Source organism: Dorea amylophila (assembly GCF_025567265.1).
Taxonomy (GTDB): domain Bacteria; phylum Bacillota; class Clostridia; order Lachnospirales; family Lachnospiraceae; genus Dorea_A; species Dorea_A amylophila.
The window spans coordinates 137,563-152,798 of sequence record NZ_JAOQJW010000002.1 but is presented as its reverse complement, the minus strand read 5'-3'; the positions used below and the strand labels follow the sequence as shown (position 1 = coordinate 152,798).

Sequence of the window (15,236 nt, the reverse complement as noted above, 5' to 3'; positions counted from 1 at the left end):
TGCTATTATTTTCCTACTGTAATAATGAGTTTAACACCTTTATCAATACCATGTTTTGTAGCATTATTAACTGCATTTATCTGAGCTTCGCTTAATGTTACATTTGGAACAACTACTTGTAATTGTCTACCCACTATTTCTTCCGCATTAACAAATTTACCATTAAATGTTTCTCCTATAAATCCTGAAACTTTATTAATGTCCTTGACAATTACCTTTTCCAATTTATTACCATTTTGATAAGTCTTTGCACCTAAGTCTCGGCTTTTAACACTAGTCACAACACCATTTTCTACTTTATCTATGGTCGGGAAATTGTGTCCCAAGTTATTTCCCATAGCTTTGTCAATAATATCTCCTCGCTCTAATGGTGGTTTTTCCCAAGTGCCTTCTGGCAATTTTGTTTCGGTTACTTCTGCAACTAATTTTTTAAACGATTTATCAATCCCATCATTATGGGTACTTCCTGCACTCCTTACTACATTCAAAAGTTTCCCAGCCCCATAACTAAGGCCACCCATAACGCCACCTGTCACTGCTCCTGCAATACCACCGACTAACGTATCTTTTGCTACTTGTTTCAGACTATTTCCAGACAAACCTGAATTCACTGCACTATATGAAGCTCCACCAATAGCTCCAATAACTGCTCCTGAAACCATCGCCGTTCCTAAGCCACCCATTGCTGGCAATGCTGCCAGAACTGCTCCTGCAGCCAAACCGCCTGTTGCAGCAACTACAAGACCAGAAACTGTAACCGCAGTTATACCAATGGCTACTTTTTTCACCGCATTCCAGTCTACTTTTCCAAGCTTATCTGTAATACGATTTGTTGTCGTACACATATGTCGTACCACTTCTGAGCGGATTTCTGCCGTTCTTTCTGAAACATAGGATTTGAAAGATGTATAAGTTTTTCCAATTTTCTGTACCCCATTGCTTACAGAACGAATAAACTGACTTCCTCTGGATGTGATCTTTTGATATGTACTGCTACTGGTTACACGATTTTTCACAGATTGATATGTCTGTTTTGCATGTTTAGCTGCATTTTTGGCAGTTTTTGCTACCCCCTTCACTGTGTTAACAATAGTTTTTGCTGCTTTCTTAGCTGTATTTACTACTGTTTTGACTACCTTTTTCGCAGTATTAACGATTTTCTTGCCGACACTCTTGACTGCTTTCGCTGCTTTTTTAGCTGTACTCTTAATCCTGCTCCACAATGAATGTCCTGTCGGATCACTGTAATTCAGCGGATTATTGGTCGTATAATCGTAGCGGTTTCTGGTCAATGGATTTTCTGTCGTTCCAAAGTCACTATCTTCAGTTGTAAAGGTTCCGTTCTCTGCGTTATAGTATCTTGCCCGCAGATACTGAAGTCCTGTTTTTACATTTGTGGACTCCCCATTGTAACCGTAGTAATTGACACCGTCTGCTGTTCCTGATGTAAGGTTACCGTATGAATCATACTGATAACTGTTCGTCAGATTAGCTGTTTCGGTCAGGATTCCGGTCACGCTGTTTCTTCCGTCATATAAATAATAACTGCTTTCTTCCGATTTATCAACGCTTACCCGTTCTCCGATTCCACTTTCTCCATAAGTATAAGCCTGACGTACTTTCTCGTCTGCTCCATACTCTGCAAGGACTTCTGTATTCTCGCGATTGATATCGTTGATATACTCTGTCAGTGTGTATCCTTTGGCATTGGAACCGCCTTTTACCAGAGAGGCAAGCTGCTCTTTCGGGCTGTTTCCATCTTCGGTACGCTGGTTCGCCGGGATCAGGACTTCATCGCCATAGCAGTCTTCCCATTTATAGGTGTTATCAAGTTCGAATACCCGGTTGTTATCTCCATCGTACATGGCTGCCATCAGGACTGTTCCACCCTGTTTTACTACTGCCAAACGATTCTCTGCTGTGTATTCATAAGTAACCGGATCTGCACTGTTTGTCTTATCACATTCCTGGATCAGATTGCCATCTTTATCATAGCTGTAGGTTGTTCCCGGATCGCCCCAGATCTTTGCATTGGTGCGTTTGATGAGCTGGTTGGAATCGTTGTACTTATAGTTATATTTTGCTTTGCTGACACCATCCTCGATCTTCTCGTAAGAGGTCCGGTTTCCAATCTTGTCATAAGTATAATTATGGACTGTCTTTTTACCGCCCTCTGCTTTTTCTGTACAGCGTGTCAGTTCCCAGTTGTCATCGTATTCATAGGTACGTGTCGTCTGGATCTCTTTTTCCTGATGCTCACAGTCTGCTTTGTCTGTCTCTTTCTGTGTATCGCCCCAGTTGTACCAGTCTTCCCAGCTTGGCGTCTTTCTTGTTCCAGCTTCCAGTTCCGTAGCTGTTTCTCCAACTACATATCCCTGATCATTGTACTTGTACTCATAAGTACTGATTACTTTGCCGCAGGAACCACAGGTATTCACAATCTTTGTGATATGATCTTCTGCATCGTAAGATACTTCCGTCTTTGTTCCATTACTTCTAGTAACTTCTGTCACACGGTTCAGTGCATCATGCTTGTAAGTGGTTACTTTTCTATTACGGTCTGTCAGTTTTACCAGATTATCATTTAAGTCGTATTCATAGCTGATCTTTGTCCCATCCGGGTATACGATTGCCTGCAGATTATCTGCGTCATCATAAACGTAGCTGACATCCTTTTTCGAACCGCTTGTCACTTTGGTGATTCTTCCAAGTGCATCGTATTCGTAGCTGCTCTTGCCTGTCTGATCCTTCATGGATACCCGTTCCCCGGCACTGTTATATGCGTAGGTCACGTCCTTTTCGGATGTCTCGCCTTTTGCGTCCTGATAAGATTTCTCCAACAGGTCATTCAGTTTGTCGTAATCATACGTGGTTTTCTTGCCGCTTGCCTGTGTATGTCCGGTCAGTCTGCCTTTTTCATCATAGTCGAATTTCTCCGTTCTTCCTGCCGGATCTTTGATGGATGTCAGGTTGCCTTCTAAGTCATAAGTATAATTCGTTGTCTTATTTGCTGCATTGGTGAAGGTCACCAGGTTATCCATGTTGTCGTAACCATAAGTTGTTACACCGCCAAGGGCATCAGTTACTTTGGTCAGGTTGTCATTCTTGTCATATTCCAGATGGCTCTTTAATCCGGTCTTATCTGTAACAACCTGAATATTCCCATGTGCATCGTAATCAAATCCCGTTGTGAATCCACGCTTGTCTGTAATAGAAGTTACCCTGCTGTCCTTATCATAGGTATAGGATTCCTTCTGCCCCAGTGCATCGGTCTCTTCTGTTACACGGTTGTCTTTATCGTAGACTGTCTTTGCAACATAGCCCATCGGATCTGTTACAGATGTAACATTATAATTCTTATCATATCCATAGCTGGTCTTTCTTCCACCCGGTTTGGTGATCTCAGTAATATTTCCTGCCGGGTCGTAAGTGTAAGCAGTTATCTTACCAAGCGGATCAGCTGCAGAAGTCATCTGACCTGCCAGGTCATAACTGTAGGTATTGCTCCGTCCAAGCGGATCTGTCTCCTTCACCAGATTGCCATACTTATCATAAGAAAAGCTGGTTGTTCCATCCAGTGCATTGGTAGAAGACTTCATGTTATGGAGCTTATCGTAAGTATAAGTAGTGGTACTCTTTAAGCTGTCGCTTTCTTTTACCACGTTGTCCACTTTATCATAAGAGAAATTTTTAGTATAACCCAGTGGACTGGTCATACTCTTCAGACGTCCGGCTTTATCATAACTATAGGTATACTCTCCACCATTCGCCTGTGTCATCTTTGTGACATTGTCATTCAGGTCAACACTGTACTGTGTCTCATTTCCCTTTGCATCCGTTACAGAAATGACATTGCCATGCTTGTCGTAATCATATTTGGTAACTGCTCCCTTTGGAGAAATCTGTTCCGTCATGTTACTCAGGCTGTCATATTTGTATTCGGTAATGAGTCCCATCGGATCTTTTGATTTGGTAAGATTTCCAATGGCATCATAACGGTATTCATTTGTTTCTTTTAACGGAGAAGTCTCACCGATCTTGCGGTCCAGTTCATCATACTGGTAGGTTGTCGTATTTCCATTTCCGTCTGTCTGGGATACGAGATTGTCATTTTTATCGTAAGCATACTTGGTAACCGTACCGTTTTCATCGACAGATTCCGTCACATTATCATTTCCGTCATACTTAAAGGTGCTGGATGCTCCCAGTGGATTTGTCTGAGAAATAACCCGGTCTTTCTTATCGTAAGCGTATTTATATGTGGCTTCCTCTTCTTCTGTCATGGATAACTGGTTGCCGACTTTATCGTAGGTAAAGGTTGTTTTATGACCTTCCGCATCCGTTACCGCTGTAATGCGGTCCATAACATCATATTCATAAGATGTGATACTTCCGTCTGCTTCAGTAAGTTTCAGGAGTCTGCCGTACTGATCGTACTTGTATGTTGCTGTCCTGCCAAGTTCATCGGTCTGTGTCAGTACATTTCCGGCACCATCATAAGTATAATCCATACTGTTTCCACCATTGTCGGAGGAATGGATCAGGTTGCCTGCTCCGTCATATTGATAGGTAATTACGAGTCCCTGTGCATCCGTACATTTTACAAGCTGTCCGATGGCATCGTACTCCATCAGCACCTTGTCCCCTGTCGGCAGTATTATGGATGTGTTATTTCCCTCTTTATCATACACATAACTATACGCATTGCCGAGGGCATCTGTCATCTTTGTGCTGTTGCCCTGTGAATCGTATTCGTAAGTGGTCTTTCCTTTCAGGGCATCCACCGTCTGTTCCAGATTGTCGGTGGAATCATATTTCATTGCTGTAATGTTGCCCTTTGCATCGCTTACCGATGTCATGTTTCCATTACCATCGTAAGTCATGGTACTGGTATTTCCATTTTCATCGGTAGAGGATACCAGATTTCCATTTAAGTCATACTTCATGGATACGGTATATCCAAGGGCATCTTTGGATGTAGTCAGATTTCCTGCCTTGTCGTAAGCATAAGTATCTGTTCTTCCCTCTTCATCGGTAGAAGATACCAGATTTCCTGCTTTATCATAAGTATATGTGGTAGTTCCACCTTCTGGGTTGGTTTCACTTAAGCGGTTTCCTGTATTATCGTAGGTATAAGTCCAGGTTCTTCCACTGTCATCTGATTTTGATACCAGATTGTCTGCCGCATCATAAGTATAAGTGGTAACTGCACCTAATTCATCTGTCTCTTTAGCGAGTCTTCCGCAGTTATCATATTCCTTGGAATGGCTGCTTCCATCTCCATAAGTAATCTTGGTTTCATTTCCTAATGCGTCATATTCATATTTGGTTATATTACCAACTGCATCTTTGGACTGAAGCACCTGTCCAAGAGAATCAAACTTGGATACGGTTGCATTTCCATTTCCATCGGTATATTTTTTCAGATTTCCTGCTTTGTCATATTCATAGAGCTTTGTTCCAAAATCTTTATTACTCTCTTCTATGACACGTCCCATGCTGTCATACTTATAAGTAATTGTATTTCCTTTTGCATCGGTTGCTTTGACCTGCTGATAATTCTTATCATAAACGTAGCTGATCTGATTTCCTTTCGGATCTGTACCACTGGTCATGTTGTACATCTTATCATAAGTATAAGTGGTGGTATTCCCCAGTGCGTCAGTACTTGCTGTAATATTTCCCACACCATCCAGCGTATAAGCGGTCACACCGCCATCGGCTGCTGTCTTGGAAGTCAGATTGCCATTCGCATCGTAACTGTTCGAGGTTACATTTCCAAGTGGATCTGTCATGGTAACTGCACGATTCATCGCGTCATACGTGAATCCCCATGCTGCTCCATTTCCATCCACATATCCGGTCATGTTCGGTCCGTCATACGAATACGTTGTTGTGACACCTCTGCCGTCTGTCTGGGATACCATACGATGTTTGTCATCGTAAGTATAGGTAATGGCTGTTCCATCCGGTTTTGTAGATGTGACCATATTTCCATTACCGTCATAACTGTAAGTAACCGTTGCTCCGTTATATCCAGTTGCACTGGTCAGCTTATTCTGCTCATTATAAGTATAAGAGGCTGTCTTTCCATCCTCTCTTGTCTCTGTTGCTACATTGCCAAATGTATCATAAGTGTAAGTTTTTGTTCCGGCTGCTGTCGTTTCGGAAGCAAGCTGATTCTCTGCATTATAAGTCTTTTCACAGGTTGTTCCATCCGGATATTCAATGGATGTTGTGCGGTACTGATCATCATAATGATAAACGGTCTTATTTCCTTCGTTATCCGTTGTTGTAGTAGAACTCTTTCCGTACTTGAAAGTTGCCGTTCCTTTTTCTGCATCAGTCTGCTCTACAACTCTTCCTTCTTTATCGTAAGTATTCTTTACAACCGTATTGCCATTCTCATCTTTCCAGCTTGTCATACGGCTGTCATCATCATATTTGTACTCTTTTGTTGTTCCATTCGGATCTGTTACAGATATCAGATTTCCCTGCTCATCATATTTGTAAGAAACTTTTCCACCATCTGGAAGAGACAGTTCCTTGATATGCCCGAATTTATCCTGTTTTACCCCGAATGTTTTTCCGGATGGTGTTGTAATCTTACTCAGATTATAATCATCGTCATAATCTAATACTGTCTTAAATCCATTCACATCCGTTACATAACGTAAAATTCCATATTTATCAAATGACCAGACGCTCTGATCCGCATCTGTCAGTTCCCATCCGATGTAGTCATGGTCTGTATCTTTATAGCTGACTGCTTTTAAATCATATACATAACCATCCGGAGTAGTGTAGCTTCCATCTTCATTCTTATCAAAGATCAGATAACTTCCGTCCCCTCTCATATACAGAAGACTTCCGTCCTCCATTTGAGAAAGTGACTGGTCATAGTTAAAGCTCCATCCACGTCCGAACATGGAATGCTGGTCTGTTCCTTTGGAATTGTAGCTTCTTGTAATGGAGAATTCTCCATTCAGTTCATTCATCGTCGCATCGGACTGATCCATGTAGAAGTTACCAGTATTTAAGTTGACTGGTTCAAATCCAAATTCACAGTGCAGGCCTCTTCCCATCAATGCTCCGTCAATCCGCATCTTATCCTGATCGGTAAGCGGTGCAGGACTATATGGAACATTTGTCTGTGGGTTACGGATAAAGATCGTGTTATTTGCGACTACCAGTGCGTCCATAACCTGATTGTCTTTCATAATGTTCTTAAGCGGAACACCATAATATTTTGCAATCTTCGGGAATGTATCAAACTGCTTCACTTCATAGATCACAAAGCTGTCACTGGTCACTTCTTTTCCTGTTTCCAGCTTTCCATCAATCTCTTTCGATGCTTTTGCTTTGATCTTATAAAGCTTGTCCTTCGTCAGCCCTGAATACAGTGCACTCTGCCAGTTGGAATCTTTGCTGTAATACTTATTCGCCTCCGGGAACTGCTTATTGTATTCAGTACTGTCTGGATAGGAATACAATGGTTTTGCATCTGTTTCGTGATGTTCTTCATTTTCCTCATCTGGAAGCAGATAATATTCTACTGTAGATTTGCTCTTTGCAATTCCGTCTGCAAATACGGCATCAAACTTCAGCTTTCCATTTGTATTCTTTTCTGTCATCGGGCGAAGCAGGATCGTTGTTTCATCCAGTGACATATCTCGCAGATATGGATCTTCAGCCGGTGACCACTGGATGCTGAGTTTCGGTCCATAAACGGATGCCCTGTTATTCAGTACCTCACACTGCATAGAAGCTCCAAGGTTATTTGCCTCGGCAATGGCTACCAGTGCAAATCCGTTATTCGCATGAGTTCCCTGCACCCAGTCATTGACCAGATCTTTGACGTCATAATTGATATAGCTGTTCCTGCTGGTACTTGCATTCTGTACATCCTGAAACGTAAGATTTACTGGTTTTGTTTTCCATGTGATGGAGGTGTTCCACGACTGATCTACACGATAAAGTCCAAACTGGGATGCACCACCACTGTATGCAGTTTTCTGACTGACTGCAAATGTTGCACTGTCAATTTTGGAATCTTTCGGAATCTGACTAAAATTTGAATTTACTTTGATATAAGTCCGGCAGTTCTGGTGTGCAGTACCAAATCCTGCAAGGTTCCCAGACTTAATACCATCATCAAATCCGACATACGGATAATTGTTGTCACCAATCTGACTGGTAGGACTTCCCTCTTCCACACCGATCATGTTAAAGGAACTCTTCTGAATCTCTACTGGTGTCGGATCGATCCTGACCGGATACTGACGTTCTTCTGCCGAAAGCCAATCCCTATCTGGTTTTACGGTCAGGATTGTTTTTCCATCTTCTTCCCGAAGTTCCAATGTGATCAGGAAACTGATTTCCCCGGCAGCATCTTCCATTGATGGCGTCTCCAGAAGATACTTCGCATCTTTGATTGTCTTCCCTTCCGGATAGATATAGACCTGATTGTCTTTTACTTCTGCCTGATACCCCGGAATCTGCAGCTCGTATTCATAGACTTCCCTGTCTGTTGGCTGCTGAAGTACGATATCTTCCTTAATGCTGGAATCCAGTACTGTATACTGAACATCTGCGCCCTCGTAAACTTCATTATAAAGGATCGCATTGTCTTTAATAACGGAATGTGTATAATCTCCATCTACCGGAATGATCCCGATTCTGGTCTTTCCATTTTCAATCGTTACACCATTCTCTTCTGACATCTGTTCCGGAAGAAGGATAGCATAATCGTTTGCCTTGTTCTGATAAACTTCTGTTTTCTCTTCCTTTTCTTCAGTTGCCACTACACTGCTGGCTTCCTGTGCTTCTTCGGATGCCGGAGTATCTGCTTCTTCTGGTTTTACAAGTGTATTATCAACCAGCTCGGTATCTCCATCCTCATTCTTATAAGTTCCGACATAACCTCCATAAACGGTTGTATACTGCTTGTCCCCTGTCTTATAAGTCTTGGAAATGGCATCATAATCAATCAGTTCACCTTCCGGTTCTTCTGGAATCGGATAGTAATCCTGTGGTTCTTTCAACTCCACTTCTTTTTCCTGCGGATTTTCTTCTGTTTCTTCCGCTGGAGTTGTCTGTTCTTCCTGCGTCTCTGTATCTTCTGATGGCGTCGTTTCATTTTGTACGTCCGCATCAGACTGCTGACTCTTATCTTGTTCTCCAGATGTGGAATCTGTAATCCCTGCTTCCTCTTCCGTCAAAGCCTCTGGTCTGGAGAAATCTGCATTCTTCTGTACATCCTCAATGGCCTCTTTTGCCTGTACAAAAATAGGCTCTGTTCCCTGTAGTGCCATCAGGAGTGCAAGTACTAAGGCTATAGCCGACTTTCGAAATCTCTTCATAGTCTCTTTCTCCCTCTTGTAATCTTTTTCTATAATTCCTTTACAAAATAACCGCTACCCTCCTTTTTTCTGACTTTGGCACTACTATAATCTAAAAAATCACAAAATTTTCATAAATGGTAAAAATGCCCCTTGAGGTGGCAAAAATAGACGAAATCGGTCGAAAAAAATAGTAAGACACCATCGCCTTACTATTTTTCATCTAATTTCATATATAATAATATTTTCACTTGAAAGGATTTCTCCGTATGGCAGATCTCCATCTGACCATGATATTTTTCTACTACGAGTTTCACATTTTGTAATCCTATTCCATGTCCTTCTTTCCTGCTTTTCGTTGTCAGATAAATTCCATTCCGCACTTTTGGTGTATCTTTTATGCTATTCTCAATCTGGATATTCATGATTCCTTTTCCATAATACATCTGAAACGATAATCTCCTTTCATCTGAAGCTGCTGTCCCACGAATAGCATTATCCATAAGATTTCCCACTATTATACTTATATCAAATAATTCTTCCCCTATATGATTCGGTATTTCTACAGAAATCTCCGGATTTTCAATTACTGATTTCGAATCTTCCAAAATATAATTCAGCAGATTATTCATATTACGGTTTTCTGTATATAAATGATGACATAAGGCTGTTCCGGCTATATTCTCCATTTGTTTCAGATACGATAGAATCTCTTCATTTCCTCCCGTTTTTGCCATTGCCCCTATTGTTGTAAGATGGTGCTTGTAATCATGATGTATCTTATTCAGCCTGTCCTGTGATTTCATCATCATCTCCAGTTCTTTTGCATACTGGCTCATCTGAATTTTCATCTCTTCCTGTTTTGCTGTTTCAATATAACTTTTCTGAACCTCATCGTGCAGATAGAAAATAAACACATTGATAAACAGTAAGAATAATACAATCGTAGACCGCACACCTCTTCTGTCTGGCAGCAATATCCTGATACAGACTATAATGCTGATCACCGGGACAGAAATCAGGACTGTCTGACCTTCATCGTCAGTGTCCTTATGCTCTGCAACTTTTACAGGTTCTTCCGGATTCTTCAGATCGTATAATTCTTCAAATGTAACCAGATTCTGTCCGCCAAGTTCTGATGCATCAAACGTATAAGAAATCTCTACTTTCATTTTCTCGCTGTCAGCAACAAAAGTGTAATCACTCTCCACACGCTTTCCATCAATGAGCAGTTCTGCATTTTCCTCTTTCAGCATCTGCCAGCCTTTTAACTGGTACTTTCTGCCTTCTTCCAGACCGTCCAGAGTAACTGTATCCACAATCGTTACTTTCTTTCCTGCAACAATTACCTTTTCGCCCGTTTTCTTGTCTGTTGCGGTTGTATGAATGCTAATCTCTTTTTCATACTCATCGGTCAGTGTTCCAAGGTCGATTGTTACTTTATTTCTGCTGACAACAACTTCAAATGCCGAAATCAGCTTCATACCTTTGTTGGATTCACAAGATAACTCCTCAATCTCATAAGTGTCATAAAGTAATGCACCTTTGCTATCGTCCGGCTCAGAAATTCCGAACCAGATACCGTCCTCACTGGATGTTCCGGCATTTGTATTTTTCTTATGAGACGCCCAATCGGAAGCAGTTGAAAACTGACCGTTTTTATCTGTTACTACGATATGGCTCTCTCCGGTTGTTTTGCTCGTAATCTTAAAAGGAACATTGGCAAGTCTCTTATGTGTGCCTGCTCCAATCTTTACTCCCTCCAAATCTCCACGTTTAATCTGGTTGTAAATGGAATGGCTTTCGCCTGTTAAATCCACTATTTTTCTATTTTCCGTAATCGAAAATTCAATCGCTTTTGCCCCGTCAGTCAGATAACCTTCCGGTGCTTTGGTTTCTTCCAGTTTGTATTTACCATATGGAAGTAAATCTGCCGATGTTGTCGCTACTCCATCAATTCCTGTCTGAATTGTCTTAACTGTCTCATTTTTCTTGTACAGTTTTCCTTCTACCAGAACCGGATTCTCGTTCAGAGAAATAATTGCAAATGCTGCATCTTTTAATGTAGCACTTCCCTGTGCCTTAGTGTCTTTTGTCTCCATATCACGTTTCTGAATCTTCACACCACCTCGGATTACCTGATCAGATACGGAATACTGGTTGCTTCCGGAAAGAACTGCAAGTTCTCCGTCCTCTGTGATCTGTGTCAGATACATTCCTTTGATCTGCTCTGTACTGTCCCCTGCCTGCATATAAGCTCCGTCCAGTAAATATCCGTCTGGTGCTTTGGTTTCTTCAACAGTCAGTGTTCCAAGTGGCAATACGCTTTTTTCATTCTGGGTGTAAAATGTATCTCCTGATACTTTGTAAGCATCTGCCAGTTTTGTCACATAATGAATATTTCCATTACTGTCTTTTTCAGCTACCGTCTTTGTAGCCCAGGTACGTGTTGCTTTCTCTGGCAAATTGTCTTTTGTATAAAGTCCGTCATAATAATGCCAGGTAAATTCTGCTCCTGTCAGTGCTGCATTACCCTGTGCGGTTGCTTTTCCCGTCTCCATATCAATCTTGAACAGGTCTACCAGTGTCTCTGTCACTTTCGGAACATCGGAAACATTTAATACGGCTGTTTTTCCGGCTTCAACCTTCAGACTGTGTACTGTCGTATCCAGCTTATATCCCTTCGGTGCAGAAAGCTCTTTGATGTAAACATTCCCTGCAGTCACTTCAACCTCATTTGTCTCACCATTCTCATTTGTTGTAAGTGTTCCAATCTGATTGCTGCAATTCTGGTCTGAGAATATGCCAAAGGTTGCTCCGGCAATGGTATACATCGCATTTCCATTTGTGACAATCTCATTTGCTGTTGTCTTTTTTACTTTTGCATTTCCGACATTCAGTTCTGCCCAAAACTGTCCGAGATCCTGTCCCTCTCCAGTATAGATATATCCTCCACATTTATACCGACCTTTGTTCGCCTGTACAAATGCTCTCGCTCCTGCATACACTTCATTCTGAATATCCTGTGAAATCTCAGAATATGCAGCTCGTACATTATCACACTGCCAGCCTAAATACTCACTCAGTCTCTGCCATACCACACACTGTTCCAACAGATATCCCTGATTCGCATTCAGGTTACTGTGACTGCCCCTATACTGCTTTACATATTCCAGTGACAATGCCACATCTTCGATCTGTGTAGCACTCATACTGGTATTTGCATCGTGTCTGGTTTTATATCCATTTTTAAATCCGGTGTTAATATCTACACAATAGGCTGTTTCGCCCTCTACTTTCATGTGACCTTCATTGAATGTCGAATGAATGGTTCCATCATTCATCACATGTTCAATATATCCGACTCTCTCTGAGGACTCTGTCCAATACTGTGTTTCTGCTGCGTAAGCCGATGTAGTCGGTAATGCAGTTAAAATGGTGGTCAGAGCAAGAAGCCCCGTACACACTCGTTTCCATATCTTCTTCATTTTCTACAATTCCTTTCTTTTCAATCCAATAAAAAAGACGTCCGTCTGGAACGCCTGTTGTTGCTTTGTGCTGTTTATTCCCTGCTGTCATGCAAGGTGTGGGAATCTCTGACCTGCCGAAAGAGAAAATGTTCCCGGCTCCTTATTGTCTTTTCGGCTGGTAATCTGCTGGTAAACCAAAGGGGTAGGGTGTGGGGAGGGGAAACAGAAAAAGACTGATTTCTCATTAACCGCCAACGGATAGACTTCTCCCTTGGTGTCAAAATTCCTATCGTTCCCTGCTTTTTTCCCGTTTACGGTATAATTCCAGTGCTTTGATAATGGTTTCTTCCATTTTTTGTTGTGAAGTCCCCGATGGAAAATATTTCTTCAGTCGGTTCTTTGGGATTTTCCATTGCTCTACCTGATTTGGCTTTTCCTCTGCCATAATCGACAACAAAACATCTTCATTCAATCTGCCCTCTGCTGAAAATTTGCGGATTTTAATTGCCTGTGCATGACTTGGGGTACAAGCCTCCGACTCCATGGTGTCGTACAATATCTCCTGTTCCTCTTTCGGCAAATAAGACAATTCTACTGCCGGACGCATAGAAATCTTTTTGTCATCGACCATTTCAAGGATTTCCGGGATAAGTTCTGTAAGGCGGATATAGCGGCGGATTTGGTCTTGGCTTTCTCCAACTTGTTCACCTAATATTTCTCTTGAAGTTTTACCTTTAAACTTCTGTGCCAGTGGCACAGAAGTCAAATCTCTCCTCTGTCCCTGTCTCTTCATAGCATCTAGCTTCATTTTATAAGCAAATGCCTTTTCGGATGGTAAGATTTCTTCTCGCTGAAGATTGCTGTCAACCATGACAATGACTGCTTGGTCATCACTAAGATTTCTTACAATGCATGGCATTGTCTCTTTTCCTGCCAATTCACTTGCCATTTTCCTGCGGTGTCCAGAAATCATTTCATACCCACCTGTTGGCTTCTCCCTAACAAGTGCAGGCACTAATACACCATGATCACGGACACTCTCAATTGTTTCCAACATCTTATCGTCCATTTTTACCTTAAACGGATGATTCGGGAAGTCTGTAATTTCATAAATAGAAATCTCTTTTATATACTCCTGATTTTTCTGGTCTCTTTCTTCCTGCGTAGTAAAAAGGTCATCGACTGAGGGAAGATTCATGTTTATTTCTCTGCTTTTCGCCACACTGAATCACCTCCCTCGTAAATTCTGCATACGCCTTTGCAACAGTTCCATTCTTGTCATACTCATAAATGCTCTGTCCTGCCGCACTGCTTTCTGCCGCGGCGATAGCCACTGGAATAACAGTTTTGAAAATCCGGATATATTTCCCATAATTCTCTCTAAGGCTATCCTCTGTTGTCCTTGCAAGTTTTGTCCTCATATCTGCAAGTGTCAACAATACTCCATCAATCTTCAGATCGGGATTTAACTGTCTCTGTACCTTACCGATTGTTTTCATTAACTGTGTCATGCCTTTTAGTGGAAGATAATGAGCCTGCACCGGAACAATTACACTGTCTGCGGCAGCTAACGCATTGATAGTCAACATTCCCAGACTAGGCATACAATCAATCAGGATATAATCATAATCCTTTTTCAAATCTGCCAGGTACAGCTTTAAAGTCTGCTCTCTGCTCATGGCATTTACCAGTGAGATTTCCATGCCCGATAGCTCAATGTTAGTCGGAATAATATCCACTCCTTCTTCATGGTGCAAAATGCCTTCATTATACACAAACGGTTCGTCTTGTAATATCTTCTTCATTTGTGTTTCTAATGTAATCGAAAGACTGTCTGCATTCGTCCACCCCAATGCAGTTGTTAAATCCCCCTGTGGATCAGCATCAACCAATAATACTTTTCGCCCCTGATGTGCAAGACCGATTCCCAGATTTAATGTAGTTGTGGTCTTTGCTGTTCCTCCCTTCTGATTTGCAAGGGCAATTACTTTACACTTGGTCATATAGTTTCCTCCTTCCTTGAAAAATTTAATAGCCAATCCGTTTTACGGGACTGGCTATGTATAAAAATGGGTATGAAAAAGCCGACTGACTCGTATTGAACCAATCGGCTATGTATCAACATTTCTAAAGTTTCTTTTTATTATTTATCATATAAGTATTCTATAACTTCAAAATTAAATTTTATCATTGTATTCCAATCTGCGGCATCTAACTTAACAGGTTCATGTATCGCCCTATAATGTGCTATAGAATTTCTTTTTTGATAATACCATTTATGAAGCTTTATCCCTTGAAACTCTTGTTATTTTACCTTTTCCAAATCTCTTGTTATTTCAGCGAAATTAAAGCAGAATGCAGAATGGAATTTACTCTTTCATGTCACCTTTTATTACTACTATGTTCATGAGCACATAAACTTAAG

The 15,236-nt window shown here is 41.4% G+C and carries 3 protein-coding genes and 1 pseudogene; all 4 read right to left on the bottom strand.

The genetic code is table 11. The features are described from left to right. Positions 1–5: 5 nt before the first annotated feature. Positions 6–9,362 (bottom strand): DUF6531 domain-containing protein, encoded by a 9,357-nt coding sequence (locus OCV72_RS01780; RefSeq protein ID WP_242859186.1) that lies wholly within the window; start codon positions 9,360–9,362, stop codon positions 6–8. A 227-nt stretch (positions 9,363–9,589) separates the two neighbouring features. Further along, positions 9,590–12,829 (bottom strand): annotated as a pseudogene (locus OCV72_RS01775) (SpaA isopeptide-forming pilin-related protein); the annotation flags it as partial. A gap of 268 nt (positions 12,830–13,097) precedes the next feature. Further along, positions 13,098–14,009, bottom strand: coding sequence for a ParB/RepB/Spo0J family partition protein (locus tag OCV72_RS01770; RefSeq protein ID WP_276554462.1), 912 nt, complete (start codon positions 14,007–14,009; stop codon positions 13,098–13,100). Then, on the bottom strand, positions 13,987–14,814 hold the full coding sequence (locus OCV72_RS01765) for a ParA family protein (protein ID WP_005341717.1): 828 nt from the start codon (positions 14,812–14,814) through the stop codon (positions 13,987–13,989). The genes OCV72_RS01770 and OCV72_RS01765 overlap by 23 nt, the downstream gene beginning before the upstream one ends. Positions 14,815–15,236: the final 422 nt, after the last annotated feature.

What these genes read in the sequence shown, in the direction of transcription:
- OCV72_RS01780 (WP_242859186.1), bottom strand. Translation starts at nt 9,362, where the DNA reads ATGAAGAGATTTCGAAAGTCGGCTATAGCCTTAGTACTTGCACTCCTG.
- OCV72_RS01770 (WP_276554462.1), bottom strand. Translation starts at nt 14,009, where the DNA reads ATGAATCTTCCCTCAGTCGATGACCTTTTTACTACGCAGGAAGAAAGA.
- OCV72_RS01765 (WP_005341717.1), bottom strand. Translation starts at nt 14,814, where the DNA reads ATGACCAAGTGTAAAGTAATTGCCCTTGCAAATCAGAAGGGAGGAACA.